The 23428-nt window shown below is 42.2% G+C and carries 36 protein-coding genes; 14 read left to right on the top strand and 22 right to left on the bottom strand.

All coding sequences use genetic code 11. From position 1 onward, the window contains the following. The first annotated feature begins 181 nt into the window (after positions 1-181). Both BVC89_RS13225 and BVC89_RS13215 read left to right on the top strand, forming a co-directional pair. Positions 182-364, top strand: coding sequence for a hypothetical protein (locus BVC89_RS13225; protein ID WP_086931639.1), 183 nt, complete (start codon positions 182-184; stop codon positions 362-364). A gap of 686 nt (positions 365-1050) precedes the next feature. Continuing rightward, positions 1051-1311, top strand: a complete 261-nt coding sequence (locus BVC89_RS13215) for a hypothetical protein (protein WP_086931637.1) — start codon at positions 1051-1053, stop codon at positions 1309-1311. 634 nt (positions 1312-1945) lie between these two features. Here BVC89_RS13215 and BVC89_RS13210 read toward each other — a convergent pair. From BVC89_RS13210 to BVC89_RS13200, 3 genes are all read right to left on the bottom strand, one after another. Next, entirely contained in the window at positions 1946-2554 is a 609-nt protein-coding gene (locus tag BVC89_RS13210; RefSeq protein ID WP_086931636.1) for a hypothetical protein, read from the bottom strand. 230 nt (positions 2555-2784) lie between these two features. Then, positions 2785-3024 carry a hypothetical protein gene (locus tag BVC89_RS13205; RefSeq protein ID WP_086931635.1) on the bottom strand — a complete coding sequence of 80 codons (240 nt, stop codon included), beginning with the start codon at positions 3022-3024 and terminating at the stop codon, positions 2785-2787. A 20-nt stretch (positions 3025-3044) separates the two neighbouring features. Continuing rightward, complete coding sequence (locus BVC89_RS13200; RefSeq protein ID WP_158657920.1) at positions 3045-3635, bottom strand: hypothetical protein; 591 nt, start codon at positions 3633-3635, stop codon at positions 3045-3047. Between the two features lie 85 nt (positions 3636-3720). Here BVC89_RS13200 and BVC89_RS30070 point away from each other — a divergent pair, with 85 nt between their 5' ends. Continuing rightward, the gene (locus tag BVC89_RS30070; RefSeq protein WP_173780729.1) at positions 3721-3876 is read left to right on the top strand and encodes a hypothetical protein; all 156 of its coding nucleotides are present in this window, start codon (positions 3721-3723) and stop codon (positions 3874-3876) included. Here the strand turns inward: BVC89_RS30070 and BVC89_RS13195 are convergent. Continuing rightward, positions 3866-4120 carry a hypothetical protein gene (locus BVC89_RS13195; RefSeq protein WP_086931633.1) on the bottom strand — a complete coding sequence of 85 codons (255 nt, stop codon included), beginning with the start codon at positions 4118-4120 and terminating at the stop codon, positions 3866-3868. The genes BVC89_RS30070 and BVC89_RS13195 overlap by 11 nt on opposite strands. 216 nt (positions 4121-4336) lie before the next feature. Then, the gene (locus tag BVC89_RS30165) at positions 4337-4804 is read right to left on the bottom strand and encodes a hypothetical protein (protein ID WP_086931632.1); all 468 of its coding nucleotides are present in this window, start codon (positions 4802-4804) and stop codon (positions 4337-4339) included. Between the two features lie 189 nt (positions 4805-4993). Here BVC89_RS30165 and BVC89_RS29755 point away from each other — a divergent pair, with 189 nt between their 5' ends. From BVC89_RS29755 to BVC89_RS13165, 6 genes are all read left to right on the top strand, one after another. After that, positions 4994-5182 (top strand): hypothetical protein, encoded by a 189-nt coding sequence (locus tag BVC89_RS29755; protein ID WP_158657919.1) that lies wholly within the window; start codon positions 4994-4996, stop codon positions 5180-5182. A gap of 13 nt (positions 5183-5195) precedes the next feature. Further along, a complete protein-coding gene (locus BVC89_RS13185; protein ID WP_086931631.1) occupies positions 5196-5891 on the top strand; it encodes a hypothetical protein in 696 nt (231 codons plus the stop codon). Positions 5892-5959: 68 nt separating this feature from the next. Further along, positions 5960-6208, top strand: a complete 249-nt coding sequence (locus BVC89_RS13180; RefSeq protein WP_086931630.1) for a ribbon-helix-helix domain-containing protein — start codon at positions 5960-5962, stop codon at positions 6206-6208. Then, positions 6201-6482, top strand: coding sequence for a type II toxin-antitoxin system RelE/ParE family toxin (locus BVC89_RS13175; protein WP_086931629.1), 282 nt, complete (start codon positions 6201-6203; stop codon positions 6480-6482). Before BVC89_RS13180 ends, BVC89_RS13175 begins: the two co-directional genes overlap by 8 nt. 89 nt (positions 6483-6571) lie before the next feature. Then, positions 6572-6997: a hypothetical protein gene (locus BVC89_RS13170; RefSeq protein WP_158657918.1), complete on the top strand. Its 426-nt coding sequence runs from the start codon at positions 6572-6574 to the stop codon at positions 6995-6997. Then, complete coding sequence (locus BVC89_RS13165; protein ID WP_086931627.1) at positions 6994-7380, top strand: hypothetical protein; 387 nt, start codon at positions 6994-6996, stop codon at positions 7378-7380. The genes BVC89_RS13170 and BVC89_RS13165 overlap by 4 nt, the downstream gene beginning before the upstream one ends. On the opposite strand, the gene BVC89_RS13160 is transcribed toward BVC89_RS13165, so the two are convergent. The 4 genes from BVC89_RS13160 to BVC89_RS29750 form a co-directional block, all read right to left on the bottom strand. After that, a complete protein-coding gene (locus BVC89_RS13160) occupies positions 7381-9633 on the bottom strand; it encodes a hypothetical protein (protein ID WP_086931626.1) in 2253 nt (750 codons plus the stop codon). After that, positions 9633-11183: a hypothetical protein gene (locus BVC89_RS13155; RefSeq protein ID WP_086931625.1), complete on the bottom strand. Its 1551-nt coding sequence runs from the start codon at positions 11181-11183 to the stop codon at positions 9633-9635. The genes BVC89_RS13160 and BVC89_RS13155 overlap by 1 nt, the downstream gene beginning before the upstream one ends. A gap of 117 nt (positions 11184-11300) precedes the next feature. Further along, positions 11301-12056, bottom strand: coding sequence for a phage antirepressor KilAC domain-containing protein (locus BVC89_RS13150; RefSeq protein WP_086931624.1), 756 nt, complete (start codon positions 12054-12056; stop codon positions 11301-11303). A gap of 59 nt (positions 12057-12115) precedes the next feature. After that, positions 12116-12292, bottom strand: coding sequence for a hypothetical protein (locus BVC89_RS29750; protein WP_158657917.1), 177 nt, complete (start codon positions 12290-12292; stop codon positions 12116-12118). 148 nt (positions 12293-12440) lie between these two features. Between BVC89_RS29750 and BVC89_RS13145 the strand changes: the two genes are divergently transcribed. The 5 genes from BVC89_RS13145 to BVC89_RS29740 are packed head-to-tail and all read left to right on the top strand — an operon-like array spanning position 12441 to position 13582. Next, on the top strand, positions 12441-12674 hold the full coding sequence (locus tag BVC89_RS13145) for a helix-turn-helix domain-containing protein (protein WP_086931623.1): 234 nt from the start codon (positions 12441-12443) through the stop codon (positions 12672-12674). Positions 12675-12688: 14 nt separating this feature from the next. Then, a complete protein-coding gene (locus BVC89_RS29745; RefSeq protein WP_158657916.1) occupies positions 12689-12856 on the top strand; it encodes a hypothetical protein in 168 nt (55 codons plus the stop codon). A 3-nt stretch (positions 12857-12859) separates the two neighbouring features. After that, positions 12860-13096, top strand: a complete 237-nt coding sequence (locus tag BVC89_RS13135; protein WP_086931621.1) for a ribbon-helix-helix domain-containing protein — start codon at positions 12860-12862, stop codon at positions 13094-13096. Then, positions 13096-13380, top strand: a complete 285-nt coding sequence (locus BVC89_RS30715) for a type II toxin-antitoxin system RelE/ParE family toxin (RefSeq protein ID WP_086931620.1) — start codon at positions 13096-13098, stop codon at positions 13378-13380. The genes BVC89_RS13135 and BVC89_RS30715 overlap by 1 nt, the downstream gene beginning before the upstream one ends. Positions 13381-13414: 34 nt before the next feature. Beyond that, positions 13415-13582, top strand: a complete 168-nt coding sequence (locus tag BVC89_RS29740) for a hypothetical protein (protein ID WP_158657915.1) — start codon at positions 13415-13417, stop codon at positions 13580-13582. On the opposite strand, the gene BVC89_RS13125 is transcribed toward BVC89_RS29740, so the two are convergent. From BVC89_RS13125 to BVC89_RS13065, 13 genes are all read right to left on the bottom strand, one after another. Further along, complete coding sequence (locus BVC89_RS13125) at positions 13579-13860, bottom strand: hypothetical protein (RefSeq protein ID WP_086931619.1); 282 nt, start codon at positions 13858-13860, stop codon at positions 13579-13581. The two genes, BVC89_RS29740 and BVC89_RS13125, sit on opposite strands and share 4 nt — an antisense overlap. A 1-nt stretch (position 13861) precedes the next feature. Then, positions 13862-14317 (bottom strand): hypothetical protein, encoded by a 456-nt coding sequence (locus BVC89_RS13120; protein ID WP_086931618.1) that lies wholly within the window; start codon positions 14315-14317, stop codon positions 13862-13864. After that, positions 14317-14973 (bottom strand): hypothetical protein, encoded by a 657-nt coding sequence (locus BVC89_RS13115; RefSeq protein WP_086931617.1) that lies wholly within the window; start codon positions 14971-14973, stop codon positions 14317-14319. The genes BVC89_RS13120 and BVC89_RS13115 overlap by 1 nt, the downstream gene beginning before the upstream one ends. Further along, a complete protein-coding gene (locus BVC89_RS13110) occupies positions 14970-15380 on the bottom strand; it encodes a hypothetical protein (RefSeq protein WP_086931616.1) in 411 nt (136 codons plus the stop codon). Before BVC89_RS13110 ends, BVC89_RS13115 begins: the two co-directional genes overlap by 4 nt. Then, a complete protein-coding gene (locus BVC89_RS13105; RefSeq protein ID WP_086931615.1) occupies positions 15356-15730 on the bottom strand; it encodes a P-loop NTPase family protein in 375 nt (124 codons plus the stop codon). The genes BVC89_RS13110 and BVC89_RS13105 overlap by 25 nt, the downstream gene beginning before the upstream one ends. Continuing rightward, positions 15714-16088 (bottom strand): hypothetical protein, encoded by a 375-nt coding sequence (locus BVC89_RS13100; RefSeq protein ID WP_086931614.1) that lies wholly within the window; start codon positions 16086-16088, stop codon positions 15714-15716. Before BVC89_RS13100 ends, BVC89_RS13105 begins: the two co-directional genes overlap by 17 nt. Beyond that, positions 16085-18070: a phage tail tip fiber protein gene (locus BVC89_RS13095; protein WP_086931613.1), complete on the bottom strand. Its 1986-nt coding sequence runs from the start codon at positions 18068-18070 to the stop codon at positions 16085-16087. Before BVC89_RS13095 ends, BVC89_RS13100 begins: the two co-directional genes overlap by 4 nt. Further along, positions 18067-19644: a hypothetical protein gene (locus tag BVC89_RS13090; RefSeq protein WP_086931612.1), complete on the bottom strand. Its 1578-nt coding sequence runs from the start codon at positions 19642-19644 to the stop codon at positions 18067-18069. The genes BVC89_RS13095 and BVC89_RS13090 overlap by 4 nt, the downstream gene beginning before the upstream one ends. Further along, positions 19641-20249 (bottom strand): phage adaptor protein, encoded by a 609-nt coding sequence (locus tag BVC89_RS13085; protein ID WP_086931611.1) that lies wholly within the window; start codon positions 20247-20249, stop codon positions 19641-19643. Before BVC89_RS13085 ends, BVC89_RS13090 begins: the two co-directional genes overlap by 4 nt. Further along, positions 20233-20883, bottom strand: a complete 651-nt coding sequence (locus BVC89_RS13080; RefSeq protein ID WP_086931610.1) for a phage adaptor protein — start codon at positions 20881-20883, stop codon at positions 20233-20235. The genes BVC89_RS13085 and BVC89_RS13080 overlap by 17 nt, the downstream gene beginning before the upstream one ends. A 2-nt stretch (positions 20884-20885) precedes the next feature. After that, entirely contained in the window at positions 20886-21113 is a 228-nt protein-coding gene (locus BVC89_RS13075; protein WP_086931609.1) for a hypothetical protein, read from the bottom strand. Between the two features lie 54 nt (positions 21114-21167). Continuing rightward, complete coding sequence (locus tag BVC89_RS13070) at positions 21168-21863, bottom strand: hypothetical protein (RefSeq protein WP_158657914.1); 696 nt, start codon at positions 21861-21863, stop codon at positions 21168-21170. A gap of 264 nt (positions 21864-22127) precedes the next feature. Further along, complete coding sequence (locus BVC89_RS13065) at positions 22128-23282, bottom strand: hypothetical protein (RefSeq protein WP_086931607.1); 1155 nt, start codon at positions 23280-23282, stop codon at positions 22128-22130. Between the last annotated feature and the right edge of the window lie 146 nt (positions 23283-23428).

Raw genomic sequence — 23428 nt, 5'->3', positions numbered from 1 at the left:
GCTTAATCATGTGTGCTTTACGGATGTGACACATCTTTTAACAATCAAACATATTTAATAATTCTATTGGTGGGCACCAGAAATAAAGAATAACGCATTATTCTCCTACATACCCCTATTCAGGATAAACTTAAATAGCTGTACTGGAGCAAACGCGAGATAAAAAGTGGACTTTTAGCGTATGAGACACCGAGAAAGCAAAACTACTTGCACACAATACACCTACTGTCAGGTTTCTATAAACAAGCCTACAACTGAAAAGAGTTATCACGGCATATCGATAAATATGGTTAATTTCAAGGGGGACGTTGATACAGGAGAAAAACAGGCACAGAATAATAAAGAGGATATTGAAGAGGATTAAATTAAAAAGCTATTTAAAAACAAAGTGTTAGTGGTGCCCGGGGCCGGACTTGAACCGGCACGATCGCAATGATCGGGGGATTTTAAGTCCCAAATGACACCTTATACATCAACTAAAACGCCGTATAATGCGGCCTATAGAGGGGCTTAAATGCAGTTTAGAGGCGCAAACCGGGCACAAAATCGGGCACAATTTGTGGCGCGTAATGTAAGATATGTCGCACAAAGATTAACCGTTATGTCGCCTATTTCTACGCAGCGAGTTTTGGCACAATATTCCACGCCGTCACCAACTACCGGCTACTTGCCAGGGACTGGGCTATTTTGCCGGTGGCGGCTTCTTTAATCTCTTCTAGCGCAATACACAATAATTGTTCATAATTAGAATACAGTTTGATTACAGTAAATTAGATAATTATGAATACTACACATAGCAGCGCCTCAGACACAGCTAAGAAGCTAGGAGCGAAGAGCCTCGAAGATGTCGCGGAAAAGATAGATAAGCACGTCAACACACTCCAGAACTGGCATAAGACTAACCCATATCTGTTTAAATCCGTCATCCTAGGCCACATCGAGATGCAAAAGCGCAAAAATACACAATAGTTGTTTGTTTTTGTTGATTTCACACAATAATTGTGTATAATTAAAATCATCAAACAATTCAACGGTAAGGAAGGTTTTCAAATGTCTTTTGAGTTAATTCAGTCAATTGTTGAAGAAATCAATTTTCAAAAAGAAATGGCGAATGATTTGGAAATGGAGGTTCTTAACGAACTCCACAATCACTTAAATGTAGCTATGAACGCAAAATGGTCAAGAGATGATCTATCAAAAAAAATTGAAAATGAAAGTGAAGCGCTGTTAGACATTGAAGAAGGTTCGGGCTTTTATAAAACTGTTAAATCCATACAACACAAAATAATAGATGCTTTGGGAGAGCAATAAGTTATGGCCGAAATGTCGCGTATTGAGTTTGCGAAAATGGTTGATAGCAATCTCTTTTATGATGTGGTTTTTTTAAATTTCCGGAATCCAGTCAGCAGTCAAAATTAATGGTTTTGGGCTTTTCTTCAAGAAAAGCCTTGGGCGGAAAGACATTTTGGCAGCATAGAAGACCAGGTTAGAGAGTACACGTCAACTAGCAATAAAATTGATTATGATTCCTATCTTGCTCAAACCCAGCGATGGTTAACCTCTGTTTATCAAGATTATTATTACAATAGAGGACTATCCATTCATATAGCAGATACTAAAAAATTTAAAACAGAGGAGTCCTGCAGGGCTTATTGCGATATTGAACTACAAAAAACGCCGCAGTTAGACGAAGCAAAAAAAATGGCATACGAATACTTGCGATACAATAAGATAACTCTTGCAAGTTAATTTTTAAGAACTTGCACGCAACTTTGTCTGTGAGCTATTATTGATTCACTGCCAATTAGGTAGTTTAGAAAACATAACGACACAATAACTTTACTCTACCGAATTGGTAGCTTAGAAATATAAATATTGCCGAAATATGCATTAATACACTGCCGTATAGGCAGCTTATAGGCTGGGGCTTCGGCCCTGGCTGAACTCAAGAGCTTTTTGCCTCTGCTTCCTTTCTCTCCCTCTCTTTTTTCCTGCGATAATGTCGGTTATGACCCTGTCGGCACTTCTTTAAAAACGCTTCATAACCAACAGGATCATGTTCCCGTAAAAACGCCCGCTTGGCCTTCGTCCACTCATTGCAGATTTTATATTCTTTATCTAGAAACGCCCTCCTATCTTTTTCGCTCATCGCTCTTAGTTTTTCGAGCTTTCTCTGATAACGCTTTTTATTGTGCTCAGGATCGCGGGCCAACGCCGCTTGATAGTGTTTTTTATGAAAATCTGGATCTTTAGCGGCTCTAATTCTATATGCAGCAAGCTGTTTTGCCCGCCTGTTTTCTCGCCAGCACTCATCAGAACAAGTATTGCGTTTGACGCTGTATTCTTCGTTGATTATGTCTTTGCCACATACGACACATGGCCCGCGGCGGCACACTTTACATGCAGGTACTATTAGTTTGAAAAGTGAGTTTTGGTCTACATTTAGGATGCGCCCGCAATCACACTGACATTCCCATATATTGACGTTATTTCGACCGTGTCGAACGGTTCCAACGACGAGATAGGCGGTTAGTTGACCAAATCTATTTGGCATTCTGGTTATCTGTAGTTTGATAGAAATGCTAATATAGCATTAAATTTCTGGAGCACTAAAAAAGGGAGCGACACGCAAATGAATAAAGAAAAAATCTTCGAATACGCTGTGAAAGTATTTTTGATATCTGTGATAATTACATGCGCCTATTTATTTTATTTGATGATGGGCCTTGTGCCAACGCTTGTAGTTCTTGCTTGGTGGGCATGGGAGTACTTCAAAAAGTAGGCTTAATCACCCCTGGCAACTTTACAAATCCTTTTATTTTCTAAGACATCATTGATTAGCTGTTGCGCGAAACGCTCTTGCTGGTCTTCACTCATCTCACAAAAATGGATGATAATATCAGCCTGACCTGTGACAATATTTATCATCCACACATCACCTAGTGGATCAATGCTCCAGGTTGTGCTGGGGATTTGCTGAGCGGCTAAAGCTGCCAAGGTTTCTTTTTGTTTGTCGGAGTCCATTGACTAATAGCGGTTAGTTATTAGCGTTTAAGCATGCCAACGCAAACATAAGCCTCTTCAATACTCTTGATGTCTTTGACCGCTTTTTGTGTTTCTTGAAATGGCCTATCAAGCTCGAAAGAAAGACATTCTATAAGTCCGTCTAGCGCTGGCATTTTTTTAGGTGAAAGCCCTATAAGAGTTGCAGCAGTATCAAAGAAGCTGTTTATTTCGGCAATTGCTGCAAGAATACATGTTAATCCGCCATGAGTTAGTGGTGTTTTCTCAAGGCCGTCTTTCCAGTATTCATTAACTTTGCTGTCAATCTCAATGCCTGGGTTTATCATCAAAACTGATGCTAAGAATTCCCTGTAGGCTTTGGACTCCTCTTTAACGCCTATTTCAATAGCAGCAGCCGACACTAACTTATAGAAGCCGAGAGGCCTGTTTAGATGTGTACCTGCACCCTCACATGCATCTCTGTATTCGTTAATCTCTGCAAGTCCATTAAGAATCATTTTAAGTGTGTGTTTCTGCATGACTTTAGCCTCTATCGCTATGGTGCATTTGTTTCTTAAGACTAGAACACCCTCAAGCAAAAACAATGTTGATTTAAGCGCTTTTAGTGCCAATAGTCGCCCTATTACGCCAGAGGGTTGAGCAAGCTAATGAAATATGGGAGATTGAAATCTCACTTTAACAGAAAAGGTATTTGTTATGGCAAAAGGTAAAAAGGAATCTGGAGACAAGATGTCTACACTAGCAAGTAAAGTGCTATCAGGAAAAAAGAAACCAACAAAAACAGAAGTAAAGTCCCTGGCTGCCTCTGTATTAGGACAGGATGAAACTAAAGGGAAAAAATCTAAAAAGTAAGACTTGATGTATCAAGTATGGCGCACTTAGGTATACGCATAAAACCGCTACCCTGAGCGCTCTCACTCCCTACATTGGCGATGTTCGGAGCAAGCATAATAACATCGTCACTCTCGGCTACAAGCCAGCCTACAGACTCACAATTAATAGCTTCCATATCTGGCATGTCTTCTAAAAAAGACCAGCTAGGCACAGGCTGAGCGCTATCAATCCATTTTACTTTAATAAGCTTTGGGTTTTTCACTATATAAGCTCCATGTTCGAAATTGGCTCTATTTTACCAAAATTTTAATAGCTGTGCTTTAGCTATTTAACACACCAATACTTTCTACTCAGCACCACATTATTGAAGCTATATCTTTTGTAGGAGTAATGGAAAAGGCACTGGAATAAATGAGTTTCCTTACCAAAGTCGTAAAATGCCGGATCACATGCTTTGGTTATTTAACTCCAATATCCCCTATTCTTCTCCAGAGCCTTGGTGATCATTTTTAGAGTCGTCAGTCTTGATGAGGTCACTGAGGATATTTATCTTATTCCCTGAATATTTTTTGTCAGCGGCAGGGTATTCTTTTTGGATTCGGTTGATTTCTTCTGGAGAAAGATTTTGGAAAGCATCAAGGATCTTCGCAATTCTGACAGCGTCAGTAGTTAAGTCAGCAAGGCCTTTCTCAACTACCTCAGCGCTTGCATAGATTTCTATACCAGGAACAGGGTCAAACACAAATTTAATTATGCTCTTCTCATCCCCTTTTTCAAAGGCATTCTGAACAGCTTCAATGTATTTCGCTCCCGTATTAGGAACGCCACTACCTTCAGCCATGCGCTGAATTGTCTTTTCATTTACTCCGCTTTTTTCGCTCAGAATTCGGCGAGACCATTTTAGAACGCCAAGAGCTGCACGGATTTGTTCACTAGTAATTGTCATTCGCTCAGTATAAACGTTTTACCAGAAAACAGCAAAATTAGGACAATAAAGTCCTGAATAGGTCTTGATTAAGCTTTGCTCGTGTCCTAATATAGGACTCATAAGTCATTCATTTGGACTTTTAACAATTCCCAAGGAGGCGGCAACCTCCACGGGAATCTAACCAAAACCGACCGACGAGATCTAATCATGGCTACCAATAAAATACCACAATCCCCTACTAATGTTGTATCCCTATGTGCATTTAGAGCTAAGCGCAGGATGGCGATGAGATCTGAGTACTACTCTATTTTGTGCTCAATGACTCAAGAGCAGCTTGCAGATTGCTACCAAGATGTTCGCGCAATAATAGATCGTCACAATGCTAAGGCATCATAGGGAGGTGGTAGTCATGAGTAACTTAATATCAATTAACAATTACGACCTGCATATATTCGATGGCAAGCCGATGATCAAGGACATCTCTCTAGCGGAGAAGCTTGGTTATACCGAACCCAAAGCAATACGAAGATTGATAAAAAGAATGCTAACAAAACTGCAATTAAAAGCAGAAAACGTTCGGGACACGGTGACCCGAATAAACAATGGTAAGGGTCGCGAGGTAAGCGAATACTATCTTGATGAAAAGACCACACTTAAAGTTATCACCAAATCCGAGACCGAAAACGCGGATGCAATTACAGACGAGATGATTGATGTCTTTATCGCGTATCGCTCTGGCGAATTACAGCAGTCACCAAAAACCGCCTTAGACATCATGCTTATGCAATGCCAACGATTGGTTGATCAAGAGCGTCGCCAAGCCGAAACAGATCGCAAATTGTCTCTGGTTGAGGATAAGCAAGAGCATGTTGATCAGCGCCTAGAACAACTAAACCCCGATACTGGTTATAGAACCATATCAGCCCACGGCAAAATAATAGGGGTAAAATTCCCACTTAATGAAGCTAAGGCATTAGGGCAAAAGGCAAAAAAGCTCTGCGACGAAAAAGGGCTAACCGTTGGTAGTATCGCTGACGAGCGCTTTGGCAGAGTTAATAGTTATCCTGTTGAGATATTGGAGGAATTAATATACTCCGCAAGCTAATAGGCGCTATTTTGCAGATACCGCACTGCTGAGTTATAGTGTTAGCATTAGTAAGCCAATGGTGCATTATGACTCAATCAATTAAATTTACGCCAAAGCCAAACGAAAAGGAGCTTTTAGACGGTCTTGTGCAGTCTGGCGGCTATAAATCCAGTCAGCACGCTCTAAGTGCAGGTCTTGAAGCACTTAATAGTCATGGCGCAAAGCTACAGAGACTTAGAGAGATGATCCGCGCAGGCGACAATTCCGGCGCAGCCGTAGAAGTGGACAGAAAGAAGAGACTAGAAGAGCTAAGACGCAAGTCGCGTAATGTATAAGTTACGCCCGCTCGCACTTCAAGATACCGACAACATCTATCTTTACAGCGTTAGCGAGTTCGGCGCAGTAGTAGGCGAAAAGTACTATAACGACATATTTGACGCTTTCGAACTCCTCTCAACTCGCCCAGAGCTGGGCAAAAATCATCAGGCCGCAGCCAACTTAAAATCATTTCCTTGTCGCTCTCACGTTATATTTTATCGCATAGTAGCCGGCGGTATCGTCGTATCCAGAGTTTTGCACAAGTCGATGGATGTAGAGCGGCACATTTAAGCGCCATCATTCGCCAATCGGTGCCAGAGGGTTGAAGCCTCACAGTTTCTACACATAATGGAGGGAAATAAATAATAATGGATGTTGATATGAGAATATTATTGATCGCCTTTGCTTTATCCGTCTCTTCATTATCCTCTTCAGAAGAAAAAATAACATATGGGGAGCGATGGAATCTTCTTAATGACAGTGAAAAAACATTATACATAGCAGGTTACAGGGATGGATGGGTAAACCTTTCAGACCTAATAAAAGGAAAACATCCAAGCCTAAAGCAACCTAGCGACATCGTTTTGAGAGACTTAAGCACAGACATTTATTCATTGTCACTGGATCGTTTCTACAAAGATAAAAACAACGAAAAAATACATTATGGCCAAGCCCTGTGGATTGCGAGATTGGATTATGATCGAGCGTGGAGCAAGGAAGAAAGGGAAAAATACCTAGAAATAACTCGCAAGCACTATGACAAGAAAAAGAGTAATCGGCTAAAAAAAGGGGTGGAATCAGAATGAGAAAAATCATAGTTTTTTTACTTATTATTTTGAGTCAACCCGCGATCTGTCAAATAGGAGGAAAATGGCACCTCTTGACCGAGAACGATAAGCAATTGTTGCTCGGTGGGTATGAGCTTGGATGGCGCGCAAGCGCGACATTAAATGATACTCAAAGCGGCAATGGCAGTTCTGCTGTACAAAGCCCATTTTTTAAAGGTCGTACTCGCGGAGAATATATTGACAAACTGGACGGCTTTTACAACAACCAAAAGAACAGAATAATATCTATAGAGATGGCCATCCTGTATATTGGGATGACCTATGGTAAATCCACAAAAAAAGAGCTTGATAATTTTTTAACGTGGACTCGAAAGGCAGCAACGGAAACAGCAAAAAAATAACTACTGCTCCTGTTGTGTGGCGACTGCTCCTGCAGGAGCAGAAAATACCGCAGCTCCAGTCCGTGATTGTCTCAGCTGCAAAAACTCTCGCCTCACATTTTCTCTTTGAATCTCTATCGCGTCATCTATCAGAGTTAAAACCCTTTGCTCAGTCACTTTATTTTTCATGGAGCCTAACGAAGCTTTTAAGAACTCCCCTATCACTGGGATTGCCCCAAGAACTTTTAAGGTTGTATTCTCAATAGCAACTGAACTAGGCCCGCTACCGGTAAAAGTTGCTGGTGGCGGTTCTTTTAAAGCGGCAATTCGTGAGAGTTTCTTTATAAACGCTCTCTCCTTGTCAGAAAAAAGAATATGAAGTTTTGGCTCTCCTATTTCTTTAAGCGCAGAATCAATCCCTGCTCGGCTAATGCTTTTTGTGCCAAGACTGGTTTCAGCTCCTTTGAACGACTTCTCACGAATTCGCTCTAGGGCAGCACTTCGAACATCATCCCATGCTTTCTGTCCTTGTCTTATCTGGCTTTCGGTTCCTGTCAAAAGGTAGTTTCTAAGCTCTCGCAAATCTCTAGGCTTATATTTCGATGAACGCTTGATAGCCTTCTCAAAAAATTCATCTTCATCTATAAGATTATCCCTAATATCCCTGACGATAGACGTTTTACGCTGGTCAAAACCATCTCGCTTGACAGGGTCTAAGCCTCGCTCAAAATTAGTTTTGGCCCTTCTGGCTCTCTCAAAAAAATCATTCCCTGCAACTCTGAGAACATCCTCATCTAGAGCATCCTTGAATTGACCGATGATATGCCTCCCTTCCCCGTTAGTCGATTTAAGCAAGCGATTGGCGAACTTTCTAATATTTTCGGCTTGATCCACGCTAACTCGACCCACTGGCTTAAAGTTGCTGTCAATAACACCTAGATCTTTCATGTGTCTTCTTAGTGCCTTTACCACACCGCCTGACAATTCATCAGTAACTCTGTTTCTTTGAAGGGATTTAGCAGCACTGTTAAACTTAATATTCTTGTCGTTGGGCAGCGCTTCCCTTGCCTCTTTGTAGAGCTGACTGATTTCATCGTTTAAGTGATTCGTTTTTGATAAGACCGCCTCGATTGGGCTTGCAGATGCATTTTGAACAGTACCGCCAATTCTGGAGATTTCATTACGAGCCGCTGTGTCTAGTATTGCGTCCTGCTGCTCTACAGCGTCCCTAACTGCGCCTGAGCGTCTAAATGCGTCTTGTTGATCAACAAACAAATCGGTGTCTCTTGTTCGCTGAGCTTCTGTAGGAGTTACTCCAAGATCCTCAAACGCACCTTGACGCAAGCTGTTTGCCGCTCTTGAGTCGCCCTGCCGCAATGTTCTATCGACAACCTCATCGGCTGTTGTCCCAGCGGCATCAAGAGCACTCTGAGCCTCTGGTGTTGGTGCTTCGTCGGCTGCTCGTCGCGCCTGCTCTATGAGGTCGTCAAAAGTTAGCCCCACATCATCTAATGCAGACTGAAGCTCTGGGGTTGGTGCTCCACTTGGAGTGACTGCCGGGGCTGCTGATTCACCGTGAGTCCGTGCGATGATCCTGCGACCCAAGCTATTAAGAACAGGCATAAGAATTTCACTGCCACCGCCGAGAAGAAGCCCCAAGCCCGCTCCCGCCACCACGTCTTTAGTTTCTCCACCTTCACCCCTCGCTATTACACCACCCTCTGTGGCGCCAATGCCGCTCATGGCAGCTGTTCTAGCAGGAATTGAGGCTATATTGGATGCCGCCAGCCCTGGGACAAGAAATGGTGCGACCTGCCCTGTTATCTTTCCTGCTGTTGCCGCTCCAGTATAATCGCGTAATGCTTGAGCTGCTACTTTTTCTGTTTCATCCGGCTGATCAGCAAGACCTATACCTCTACCCAAACTGGTAAACCCTTCGCCAGCGCCAATTAAGAAAGCCTCAGCACCTCCAACTTCTTCGACCACCGACGCTAATTGAGGATTCTTTTCCCTGAGTTCTTCAATAAAGTTTTTCCTCTTAGTTGATGCTGTTGGAGTGTTGGCAAATTCAGGTGCCCCAACTGCTTCAAATTGAGCTTTTTTTGCATCTATTAACTGTTGTTGTTGCTCAGGGCTTAAATTTTCTCTTGCCGAAGGTGAAAGTAAATTTTGTTCTTGACTTGGCTGCTCAATTTGCACAGGCCTTGCCGTAGATAAATCAAATCCGCTCTTTTTTTGCTGTACCGGTCTCGCTGTAGATAAATCAAAAGGCATTAGTTTAACTCCTCAAATTGTGTTCCATCTGGACTAACGTAAGCTTGGTTGCCTTGGGCGTCCGTCATTAATTGCCAGCCTCTATTATTTGTTTGTGATGGTTGTGTGGGTGCGCTCTGTGCGGGCTGTTGTTGAATTTCAGTTTGTTGGGGCTGCTGTGCATTAGGGTTTTTAAATCTAATAAAGTCAGCAACAGTTGCGCCGTCACGACTCAGGAATAAAGCCGCTTCCTGAAGATTTGCCAAAACTTTTTCCTGAGCTTCTTTTTTCCTCAGCAAGTAATCTTTGAGTTGCGGCTCGTCAAGCCCGGTAGGCAGAGCAGTATCTAAGGCAAGGTTTAACTCACCTTCCGATAGCGCGCCAAAAGTGACTGAGCCAACAACGTCAAGGCCAAGCTCATTCCGAATCTGGTCAAGCTCTCTAGACGCAGCTGTAATGCTGGGCAAAAATCTATCAACGGCGCCTGTTCTAGCGCCACGGTCAAGAGCATCAATTGCTCTATCAATATTTGTTATATTGGTTCTGACTTTCCCTATTGATTCAAAAGATTTTTCAACAACGTCTACTGATAGTTTTGCTTGGCCCTTCGCTCTCTCTTTCGCGCCTTTAAAATCAACTTCGGTTTTAAAGGCTTTTTCTAATGCTTTTTGCGCAGCCTCTCCTTGCAATACCTTGCCAGTCACATCTTTAACTACTACATTTCCACCGCGTGTGGTCATTAATGTTAAACCTCCAATTATTTTTGAAGATTGAACGCTGTCGCTTTGTTGTGACCGAGCATCAAGCGCTTGAATGGCCCCTTTTATTTTTCTTTGAAATTCGGGATTAGTAGCCATCTGAGCCAATTGATAGCGAGCCATAATGTCATCCATTAAGACACCGGCATCTAGAATTTCGACAGGGTCATTAGGATCAGCGCTGCGCCTCATTGTGCGCTCAACTTCGTAAACATCTCCGTTATCTAGAGTCACGCCAAGAATAGGTACAACTCCACCGGCACGAGCATCAAAACGAACAATATTTTTATCTACAATCTTGCGGCCGGTTTGAGGATGTATTTCTCCAATTCCTTTTTTAATTTGATCCGCAAATTCTCTATTAACTAGCTCGATAGCTCTAGGGCTATTTGCTGCTTCCATTCTTCCCTGTGACATCTCGGCGAGAACAGGCCCAAACTCTAATGCGGTTTTAAATTTTTCGGGATCTTCATAGTGCCAGACGCTAAAGCGAGCCATGTCGGCATCAACGAATTTTTGGTATGTTTCGCGCTCTGGCAATTGTCCAGTAGCTTCAAAAAGCCTCATGGCCTCCATGCCTTCTTGCTTAAGCCGGGCTAACTTTTCATTTCTGAAAGTCATTTTATTTAGCTGAATGCGCTGATCATTTAGCTGTGCCTGCTGATCTTGCAACTCATTCTGCCGCTGCCTCTGCTCCTCCTGAATACGCATCTGTCGTGGCCTATCAGCTATTTGCTGACCTGCTCTAAATGCGCTAATGCCTTGTGAAATTAATCCGCCTGAATTTACGCGACCTGATATTAGTCCTACCATTTTATTTACCTTTGTTTATACATAAAAAAACCCGCACGGGGCGGGTTATGTTGTTGAATTTGATTTGTTTTTCGATGCGGGAATTCCCGTAACGAGATATGAGCAAATCTGCTCACATCAAGCAGCGCTTAACTTTTTAGCGAAATATTGAATACCCTTCGGTGTAACGTATGTTTGTAATCGTGCCTTATCGTCAATAATCGTGCTTTTAACTTCAAAGATGCCTTGTTGAATATACTGAACTTTGGCAACTAAGGCAGTGCCTTGATAGAAAAGATATTGACCTTTCATACTCTGAATAAATTTGTTTGGTCTTTGCTGAAGCGCTCGACCTGCGTTTTGAAGTGTATAGAGGCCATCTTTATTTACGAACTCGTCGTAAAACTCAACTTTCGGCGCGTCTTCTTCTACTCGACATTCAAGCAATAACTTCTCTTGCTCCAGCCTTTCGTTTTCCTCCATTTTGTCGGCAGCCAAACGCAAGGCACCTGCATAGGTTTTAGGGATGTCAAAAACAGGTTCCTGTTGAATTGGCTGTAAAGTGCCAGAGCGATATTTGATGAATACCTCGATCATCTCATCCGTAATAGCATCCGCGTTTTCGGTTTCAGACTTAGTGATAACTTTAAGTGTGGCTTTTTCGTCAAGATAGTAAGTACTAGCCGGGCGACCCCCGAGGCTAGTGGTTTGCTCCACGGTGGAGCAAACCTCTTCCGCTTTTAATTGTCGTTTGCTTAGCATTCTGGTTATATTTTTTCTTATGTTTGTTGGACGACTAAAACCAAGCTTTTTGGCCAAATCTAAATCTTTGATCATTGGTTTGCCATCAATGACGTGTAACTCATAGTTATCTATTGATATTAAATCGCTCACAGTGGAGCCTCCTTCAGATAGGTGATTTTCAGTTTAATTAAGGGTTTGCCCTATTCGGGCTATTTAAATGATGCGTAGATCGCTTTTACTTCTCTTTGAAATTCACGCATAGATACTTCATCTAACGTGTCGAGAAATGCTGAATATTCTTCCCGCCTTGCTGCTCGCCTTTTGGCTTCTGAATCACCGGAAGAAATGATGTTGTTTCTAGTTTGTGGTATTTTGTTTGTAGCCATTGTCGATACTTCCATATCGGTTTTGGTTAGAGCCTGACTGGTGCTGGTAACACCTATCAGGCTTGTTTTTTACTCAGGACAGTAATAATATTACGCTTAAGATGAGCAAAGTCAATAATTTTTTACGCTTGAGAGTAATTTTTTTACTATGACACCCAAACAATGCAAAATGGCTAGAGCTGGGCTAGGCTGGACAGTAAGCGACCTGTCCAAGAAATCAGGATCTAGAGCTGCTACTATTAGCAACTTTGAGCGAGGCGGTGACGCTCTAAAATCTACAGTCGAGGCATTAAAAGATGCCCTTCTGTCTTCCGGTGAAATTCGCTTTGAAGGCGAAACCGGAGTTTTCATCATTATTGATGAAGCGCATAAGGCTAACTAACAAAGGTAATTTTTATGAAAGTGATTCCAAAATCTACAATACCTAGTGAAGCGCTTGATCCTGTAAAGGTAATGGAATTGCTTAAAAAGCCTCTATCTGAGCCAGAACCAACAAGGGCGCTGAGCAAAGATGAAATATTTAATCGAGTAAAAGCGCGTGTCGCCAAAGAAGCCAGGAAATAAGTCATGCAAAACATCATTTACACCGCCAAGCAAGAGCAGCAAGACCAGATTGAGGGATATATCCAGTCAGGTGAATATGATAGCCCTCAGCAGGTTCTAGATGCCGCAATGAAAGCGCTAGACTCTCAAGAAAATAAAGTACAGCGCCTAAGAAAGCTTATTCAGGAGGGCATTGATTCAGGCCCCACTGAAGTCGTAGATCGCGAAAAATTCCTTAAAGAGCTGGAGGCCGAGGATTAGTGTATAAGCTGTCACCCAAGGCAAAGCAAGACATTAGAGATATACGTAAGTACACAAAAAACAAGTTTGGCCCCACTCAGGCATCTAAATACTACAATCAACTATTTGATGCTTTTGAAAAACTCTCAAGCAATCGAAGCCTAGGTAAAAACTATGATGAGCTTGCGCTAAGCATTAAAGGCTGCAGAATGCAGTCACACGTCATATTTTTCATTATCAAGCCATCTCATATTGATATTGTACGTATACTTCACAAATCTAAAGACTACAAAAGACACGTTTGATAATTTAACTTAAAGCTGTTTAAAGGCGTAAGTCATGAAGCGAGACTTCTCTAACACTCCAAATGTCTACGATCTCTGCGAAAGACTCGCCAGGGATAAAATGCCCAAGGAGATCTTAAAAATATTCAAAGAGTTGAGTCCTGAAAAACAGCAAGACGTTCTGGCATTCATTCGACAATTGGTAGAAGACAAAAAAACTTAACCAAACATTGCGTAAGCTGTTAACCCTGCAAGTGCAGCCCAACCCACGCCCGGAATAGCTGCCAAGCCTGTAGCCCCTGCTGCTCCTGCTCCTGCTGTTGATGCAATTCCCCCTGCTAAACTAGCCGCTTGAACCGTATTGCTTAAGCGCGCCTGCTTTTGCCCTGTCTCGATCTGGTCATTGATTTGGTTGCGCTGTTTTTCTTGTGCTGCCAAACCATCAAAGATGGCTGCACTCTGATTTAATTTATTTCTACCCTGACTAATAATTCCTGTCATGTTAAGCCCCCTGTATTGCTTGTCGTGTTCGGCTGCCAGTGATTAAGCCAATGTTTCTATCTAAAACATGTCGGCGTGTTTGATTTTCAGCGCTGGCTAATGCCGAAGCCTGATTTAAGCTATTCTGCGTATTTGTTGCATTCAGTTGTCGCGCACTTTGTTGAACGCCGAACCTAGATAAACGTCTTTTTGCTGAGTCGGCAGAGGCCCTACCGGAGCGAGTAAAATTATCACGAATTCTTTCAAGCTGCTCGTTTAGTAATTCTTCTCCCTGGACAGCATCAAGTAATTCATCTTCAAATGGTTGAAATCGTTCTTTTGTATCTCTGTATATTTCGCGATTAAGATACGCTCTAGTGCGCGCTGCAAAATCATCAGAGCCGTAAACGGGCAGACCGCTTCTTGCATCTTGGTTGTACTGTTGAGCATACCCAACTTGATTTAAAAAGTTATTCATTAATTACCACCACCATTATCATGCTTACTAGAAAACGGATTACCAACACCCTGAAACCCAAATTCTTTATTTCCGTATGGGTCACGATTTCTTATTGATTCCGAAATCAATCCTGCACCAAGACCCGCACCAGTAATCAATCCTGAATTTCTATTGTGCCTTCGGTTAATACTGTTCTGAGTGTTTCTAATGGCGTCTTGCTGTGATTCGCTGGCAATATCGCTAAAACCCTGTATAGCTTGTGCTTCCTGTCCTTGGCCTAACGCTGTGATTGTATTTAAGCCGCTTAATCGAGAGTCTTGTAATGACTGTTGCGTTCTAGATGCATTGCGCCCGCGTTCAATTCCTGTTCTATCCCCTGCGCTGATAATTCCTTGTTTAAATTGGCCGCTGTTAGGATTAATGCCGCTGCGATTTAAGTTATCTATCCCGTCACTAATTTGTCGCGATGATTCCGCAGTGACATTAGTGTTTGCAACGTTTGCGCCTGACTGTAAATTCTCTGCCGAATCTAGATTATTGATGTGACCAAAGAATTGATTTTCAATCTGAGGATAACGTCTTTTATAATCCCTAAATCGATTAAGGCCAATTCTTGCCAACTCTTTTTGGTCTTCTGTTTCTTCTATTTTATTGCTTCCACCACCTTTGCTCATAGCGTTTTACTCCATATGTCATAACCATCTTCATGATTAATTAATTGATAATTAAACTTAGGCGCAACCCGTTTAAATCCCGGTCTTTTTGTCCAGAATTCAAGAGCTTTAGCGCCTACATAAATTGATATCTCTTCGATTTGACTTTGATACTTGCTGATAGCATTGCCTGATTTGCTCCAAGCACACCAGACTAAACAAATTAATGATTTATTTTTAACTTTCGGCTTTAAAACAACAAACCCATCCTTACTATCAAACAAAAACGCCTGGTTATTTTGTATTGCTGAAACAACGTCTAAATAATAGTGCTTGCTGCCGTCTAATCTGGCGATTTCTTCGAGTCCGTGACCATGTTTTTCTAGGTCGAACTCTGCCGGTTTTAGTTTTGATATTTTTTCGCCCAATTTGCCAAGTCTCTTAAGGTGAGATCGTTGTTTTTCTTCAAAGTAAGGTACTCATTTGTTAACTGAACGCTTCTTTTTGATTTAAGGAGCGTTAACTCATTAAAATACTCTTGAAGTATCTTTTTGCTACATAAAATCTGTCTATTATCTACCAATATCCAGTCAACAAATTCAAAATCATCGTTTCCAAGCGCATCTAAAGTGGACTTCATATATTTTTCAGACAGCCCGTCAAACTGAAACACATGGCCGTCACTGGTTTTAATGGGCAAGTTGAATATCTCTAAGCGTGTGCGCTTTAAATCGTCTTTACTCGCTGCTGTATTAAGTGGATCATGCTGTAATTTCAAGAGTAATCACCTCTTTTAAGTAAGGAAAAACATTAAATTCAAAAACATAAGTACCCGGCTCCATTGTCTCCCACTCCACTACACCATCATTAATTATTGATGTCCCGCCGGGGTGCGTTAATTGGCAGTTATCGGGAACATTTGAGAATAAAATAGGTGAATTGACTGCAGAGCTTCCGGTTACTTCTATTTGCATTGTTGGGCGTAAAGTAATTACTCCATCTAATACATATTGAGTTTTATGATCTACCAGGCCTTCAATGTAATTAAGTCCTTGAAGTTCATCTCCGCTTGGCTCTGAGCCTTTAAATATACAAAAAGGCTCGCCATTGCTTTTATAGCTTGTCCACTCTTTCATCTTTTTGATAACTGAATTTCTATACTGTGATCATTAATAACGTTGGTTATGTAGAGCGTGCTTTGTGAATTTCGTACTCTAAACTGCACACCGTAGGTTCTCGTTCCATTTCCTGGGGATCGATAGAAAGGAAACGAAATATAAGACTGCTGGTTAGGCTCTAGTGCTCTACCATTTCCAAACACAGACTGTGATAAAATCTCGCTATCTACAACCGCGCCATTTTCCAGAAGGTCGATAATTGTTTCAGCAAAGCCTGCACCACCCTGCTCAATCCTTGCAATTTGGTTTATCCAAACAATAATTCTAAGGCTGCTTGAAGAAAGCCAGTTAGTTATAGCGATTGACCGGCTAGCTCCCGCTACAGGTGATGTAAATTGCCCCGGACTAGTACTAAATCTCGGTAAAGTTAACGAGGATGCCGCTGTAGCGACTTCTAAAGCGCTTACAGCTGCTCCAGCAATAGTTAGAGTGTTGACAGCTGCCGCGCCTATCTGAGCGCTGCCAATAGCTGCACCCGCTATGTAAGTTGAAATGTTAGACGAGTTAATTTGATTTAAGTTGGCAAAACTCCCTAGTCCTTCAATTCCCCCTCCTGAGCTTAATATCACATTGCCTGATGTGTCCCGGATAATGATAGAGCGAGCATCAATAAATCCATTTTTATCAATTCTCCAGCCCGTACCGGCATTAAATACATTTGACTGGATAATATTGCCAATGTATGCGTTTGATATGTTCCCGGTTCCGATAGTCGATAAAACAAAATTACTTGTAAAGCCTGTGACTTTATCAACCACTAGATTCTGTATTTGTGATGACTCTATTGCCGCCTCCCGAATACGGGCGGTATCAATCCAAACTTGGTTGTCTTGAATAAAGAAGGGGTTAACAGTTCCACCGGCAGGATTTAACACAGCGAATACTCCCGCATTCACCATAAAAAAGGTTTGGCCGCCGTCGTTGTAAAACCCCACTCCGCCAACTAGTCCATTTACATCTGTTTTAATCTCCCATTGCGCATTTAATCCATCAACACTAGATGTTAATGTTTGAATGGTTGAGGTGTTGCCCCCTACAGTTGTACTTAACTGCTGAATACTCGTTGATTGAGCGGTTACCGTTCCCGATAAATTTGAAACTGTTGTATTTGTGTTGCTTATTGCAAGTGCATTAGCATCAACACTGCCCTGAACACCCGCAACACTAGATTGCAGTTGTGTAAAATCATTTGATATGGCAGTTATATTATCGCCATTATCATCTATCCGAGTTCCTAAAGCTGTTAAAGCTGCCGCTGTAGATTGCGAACCTGTTTCTAGATTAGTCACATCTTCTTGTATCGACGTGACAACATCCAAGAGACCGGTAATAGGCGTATCAATTAAATCAATTCTAGAGCGTAGGGATTGCGCTAAGTGAGTCTCGTTTAGCTGATCCGAAAGCCTCACTATTGTTTCTGATATATTTGGTGCAGCCTCAGCATAAGTTCCCGCCGTTGCATTTAGTGGGCCTTTAACATCATTCTGATTTACGTGGCGCGCCCAATAATAAAAAGCTTGGCCAAAATCTACTGAATCACCTGTAATATTAGGTATAGATGTTTGAATTCTCTGAGCATTGGCAAAGTTATCATCTAGTGAGCGATAAATTTCTGTGTAAGCATGGCCGTTATATTGAGGCTCATCCCACTGGATAATCATCACCTGAAAACCAGCAGTAACAGTAAAGTTTGCCACAGCCGGAGGTCTTTGTATTTGATTAGTCCCTGGAAGAACAGGTAAAAAGGTTTCTCTATTAGTTCCGCCATATCTGCGCGCAAGCTCAACTATTCCGGCGTCGCTTAAATCACGCAGAGTCAGCCACTTATCTAAACCATTGCCCGAAAAACCTAGACCTTTCTCCATGTTTTGAGTTATTGCGCGCACGTCTGAACTACTCGACGGGTTGCGAGGAATAGATAAAAATGTAGGTTTTGTCATAGCTGTTGGACGTTATCCGTCATCACAATGTCAGTGATTTGTGTTTTACCTGATAATTCATACTGCCAAGCCCGACCACGCACAGGAGGGATGCGTATAGGGCTATCTGGAAGGCCTCTCTGATTTAATATAAGTCGATCATCAACCCATATTTTTATATTCACTAGATTTAAGTTATCTGCAATTACTCGTAGGTAAAGTTCACGCCTATTTGACCCTTCAAATCTCTTTGAGCGCCAAACATAATTTAATGTTTCGTTAGCGGAGTCCCAAGCAAATAAGTTGCCGTCGACCACAAGATAAAGTGTGTCTGTTCTGGTATCCGAATACCCGGCACTTGCATAAAAATCTAATCTAACAAAGTCATTATTTCTTAAATCAAAAACAAAGCCGCCTACATCACCGTAAAAAGCAATATATTTGCCTTCGTAGTGATAAGCCCTAATAGTTTCTGGTTGGAACTCCGCCCAAGCTTGTTTAGATAAAATAGTTTCCGTAATTAACCGGGCTCCGCCAGGAGAAACGCCCACAAGGCCATCTGGAGACGCATAGATAACAATGTCCCCTATAGCTACCATTGACTGAGCAGAAACACAGGCCTGCTGTAGAGGCAATCTATCCTCAGTCATCGAGTCAGGGCTAACACCCGTAAAAACGTATGGATTACCCTCTGTGCCAACTACTAAACTTGTTCTAGTTGCTGCTATCCCGACGATGTCATATTCAGTAGACCGCGAGTATTCGGGCGGATACGCGTGTAATTGAAAAGGCTCACTAAATGCTATTTGATTGCCAACATAGCCCGCTGCTATTCCGTTAGCCATTAATGTTAAGCCGGTCATGAATTCAGGTGGAGGAAAGAAATTCGCTGTGGCTAAAACTTCGCCCAACTGATCACCCGGAACATTATCTATAAACGTTGTTGTCGATAATGGAACCTCGGCAACGAAGAAAAACTCACCCGTCGATCCCGAAGTCCTGTATATCCTTTTTGCCACAACGTTAGAAGTGTTTGTAGTCAAATTGGGTAACGTAATATCAACCGTATCATTCGGTGATCTCAACGTAGCTGAATTACTCGCCTCTGCTGCCGCTCCTTCTTCGCCGTACTCCGTGACGTATGTCATTGTATAGAATCGTGTTTCATCATCACTGAAGTCGTCAGGATCACCACCACTGTCAATGACACTATTGACAATAACTGCCGCTGGTTGCGGTACGCCTAAACTGTATGCAAGTTCCGGCATAACTCCTGTACCAAGAGCTATTAAATTAGACGTAACTTGCGCACCCTCACTATTAGTAAAATAAATACGCCTGAATTCATCTTGCTCGACTGGGCTTTTTACAATGAACGTATCACGGCTAAAACTAAACCAGTGTTGATTCTCGTAAAGATAAATACTTTTAGGCGTGAGCGGGGTTAAATTAGCGGATACTGGCTCTAATCCCTGAAAAGCTCGAAGTGTGTTGTATTTAAATTCGCAATTAACCGCTCTTTCTGCGTTGTTCTCAGGCAATAAACGCGAGTCGATACCGGGCAGCTCTCCTTTAAAATCTGCTCCCCTAATCATATAAAACAACTCCCAACAGCGCCCTTAGATACATTAACCTGATCATTCATGGCGTGACGCTTTGCCGCTTTAAACTTCCGCTCTAGGAATTCTGATAATTGTGGATTAAAGAATTTTTCAGCAGGCATTAGCAGTAAGTCTGCCGCCGCTCCGTAGGCGATACCATCCCCATACTTTTGATATATGGTGCTATCCATTTCCGTCGCATCTAATTGCGGTAAGAGCTGAAGATCCAACACAAATCTATATTCATTGTCGGGAACAGGCTCGAAGCGCACTTCGTTGTAATCAAAAATAACAATGTTGTCAGGCTTTTTAGATTTTCTAGTTTGTCTTAATTCGCTCTTGTCGTGGCAGATGCTAACAAAGTTATCTGTATTTTCTTCCCTCACTGATAGGATTTCCTCTACCGTGGTTTTGTCAGGGAGATTTAAGTCATAGTCGCTCTGACCGGTCTGCGTTGAGAGTAATCTTGTTACTTTATACGCTCCAGTGGACTGGCAAAATTTATGATGTGCTCTTTGTAGTGCATCCAACATCAATCTATTCAGCACGTTAGGGGCATAGCGTCTAATCGTTGGGTAAAGTTCAGTTAACTGATTCATTAGCGGGACTCGTTGCTGCATCCGATTGTGTTTTTGCTCCGATAGCAGAAACGTAGGCATTAAAGTGTAACTGTGCTCGCTGTGCGCTATCTGCAAATTCGGCATTCTTTGATAATGCTCGATACATGATGTAATCAAAGATTGCATCTTGATAAGCATCTTCAATAGGGATTAGAGTTGCGTCGGTTTCAAAATCTACTATCTTGGCTTGCTCGGGCGAAGCGCTATAAATAATGTCTATTTGATGACCTTCTGGTGGTGTAGGATATAGATAAAACCACCTAGGAAAGCGTTCGTCGAAAGTAAATTTTTCAACCTCCTCTCCTTTTTCGCTCATCCAATCAGGGAACTGGTCGTCGAGGTTATCTTTCATAATAAAGCGCGTAACCGATCCCTCAGTATTGCGCTCTACATCTATAAATCGCTGCCCGTCATTGGGTAACGATTGTTTTGTTTTGCCATTACATAAGTGAATTACACTCTTAACAGTAATATCAGGGCGAGCACCGGAAATAGCCAATAAAGCGCTGTTATACCAGTCTAATAGCTCTGAATCACTCCAACTTAGCTTATGTTGATCATAGAGCAGCGTCCTTGCCCTGCTGATAATATCAATGACTTTTACGGTGCTCATTATTACTCTTCCTCGTGAAAACTATCACCTGTTACTACTTGTTTAGATATTGATTTTTCCTTTGGTGGATTTTTCTTAACAGCAGCAATAGTCGAGGGCTGATAATTTAATTTCCTCATAAGAACTGCTTCATGAATATAGGGGTTTGCTCTAACTACTCTCCCCATGTCAGTGATGTATACCTCTGGCATGGGAGCGCCTTTAAGCTTTTTCTTGTCAATTACAGGCATAACGCCTCCATAATTAAAAAATAGATGCACCCCGAAGGGTGCGTTAAATGATTTCTATCCGTAAGCGAAAGTACAAACTGCGTGACCCATTGCATCCGGCTTAATTACTTCATAGCCGTATACAAAGAGACCGCGAGCCAACTTACCGAAGTCGTTTGGATCGGGCATAACTTCAAATTCCTCGATTTGCCCTGCAAAGGTGATCGCTGATTTGTGGCCAAAAATTACATCAAATGCATCACCAGACACATTTAATAGGTTGCTCCCGATAATATTAAATCGGTCAACCTTTCCATGTAGGTTAGTCCTAATCGTTGACTTACCATCACCTGAAAGTGATGCATCCTTCAAGTCTGAATTCTTGATTAGTCCTAGTGCAATTTCAGGCAACACCATCCAACAATTTTCCTTTGGAAGGTTTTGTTCACCACACACAACACCGCACTTACTGATAAACTCAAGAATACTATTCTGAGTTACAGCAAGTGGAGCGACTGCGGTTCCCAAGTTGTTGTTTGAAATTCTGCCTGCGGATGCGCCAGAGTTAGCCGCATCCGCTTGCGCTGGAACTGATGCGAGAAATTCCCGATCAACTGCGATTTTTACTTGTTCGTTTGCGTCCTCAACGAACTCGTCAAGCATATTGATATCAGATTGAACTTCATCGATTTTAAAATGCTTAACTGCAAAGCCCTGCCCTTTGTCGATATTTAATTCAACGCTAGGCGAATCAGGCTGCGTGTATGTCAATCCTTGACCTTTCGAGTAAGCAAAAGTACTTACTGTTGCACGAGTTCTGATGGTGACAGTATCTCCCATCTTTTTGATCTCGTTTTCGTGATCCATGTTTGCTATTTCCATATAAATACAAGTGTCGTAGAACTTGTCTACTAACTTCCTAGAAAATAGCTTTGGTATGTACTGACTAGTACTTGATGATGAGTGGTCGACGTTCCCCGCCGCTACTGGAAAACCCATTACAAAATGCCTCTATGGAGCGAGGCACATACTTAATTAAATGTTTAGTTGTGCCTCGAATTTCTTTTGCTCCAACTGCAATCGCTCAAGCTCAGGCCAATCATTAATACGCTTTGCGTCAGCTTTCTTTTTTGACATCTGGGCGTAAAACGCATCTATTTGCTCGGGAGTGACTACGGCTTTCTCGTTGACCATAGACTTATCTTCCTGAACGCTAGAAGGTGATTGGGTTACGTGAGACTCTAGCGACTGTGCAGCTGGGGTTTCAGGCACAGGCATTGTTTTTGTTTGGGCGTATAGCTGAAAGATGGCGGCAGCTCCCTCGATATTTCCACTTTCCAAATTATCCAAGACTAGGTCGTAGTATTTTTTATTTCCATAAATCGGGTCTTGATATTGCGCCCAAACCTTAAATTCAGGGTCACTCTCGACTTGATGGAAATTGATACCTTGACTTGCTAAATGGGAAGTTAATGCTTGCACATTTTTATTGAATTCAGCATCCGACTTCTCTTTCTCGGTCATCTGATCTATTGATGCTTTCAGCTGTGAAACTTGCGTTGATACCTGCATAGCTTCTTGCTGGCTTTTTTGCCAATCGGATAAAGCTGCGTTAGCTAGTTCGTCACCGACTTGAGCGCGCATCTGTGTAATATATTGAGGCTCTGCTATAGACTCCGTAGGTTGTTGCGAAACATCAGCAGGGGCGGATACATTAACCGTCGCCCTCGATTCCGCTAACTGATCCTGTAGAGTCTTAACTAATTCCGATAGCTTTTTAACTTCATCGCTTTGACTAGGCGGTGCAGCGTTTCTTGCTTCTTCGAGTTCACGCTTTAATTTCACGTTCTCTCGTTGAAGAGCATTGTGCCGCCCACCTAATACACGGTTACGGTGTATTTCCGCTTCCGCTCGCTTAATTGCGTCCTCATCTGGTTTTAATGGTGAGGGAAGTTCTACCGGTTTATCATGCTGCTCATCTGAAGTCGCTGCTGGAGGCTGAGCCTCTGCTGAAGTTTGTTCTACAGGGTTTTTCTGTGGCTTAACTTCACTTGTAGTCGTAGTTTCAGATGTCGATTCATCAGGACTAGGAGTCGATTCACTGGCCGGTGCTTCGTAGTTCCCCATCATGAGTTTTTCGAGTTCTTTAATTTCAGCTTTCCGCTTTCTAACGTGTTCTGGTAATGCCATGTGCGTATTTTCCTTCGAGTCAATTTCGGGTAGTTCGAGTTTTTCGAGTCCCGGCCTTGTAGTTCGCTGGTTTTGCCTTAATTTAGGCGTAAAAAAACCGACACTAGGTCGGCGGTTAAGTAAAACATCGAAAGTTTCGATTAGGC

The sequence above is a fragment of the Agarilytica rhodophyticola genome (genome assembly GCF_002157225.2).
GTDB classification, from domain to species: Bacteria; Pseudomonadota; Gammaproteobacteria; order Pseudomonadales; family Cellvibrionaceae; genus Agarilytica; species Agarilytica rhodophyticola.
This window is presented reverse-complemented; position numbering and strand designations above follow the sequence as displayed.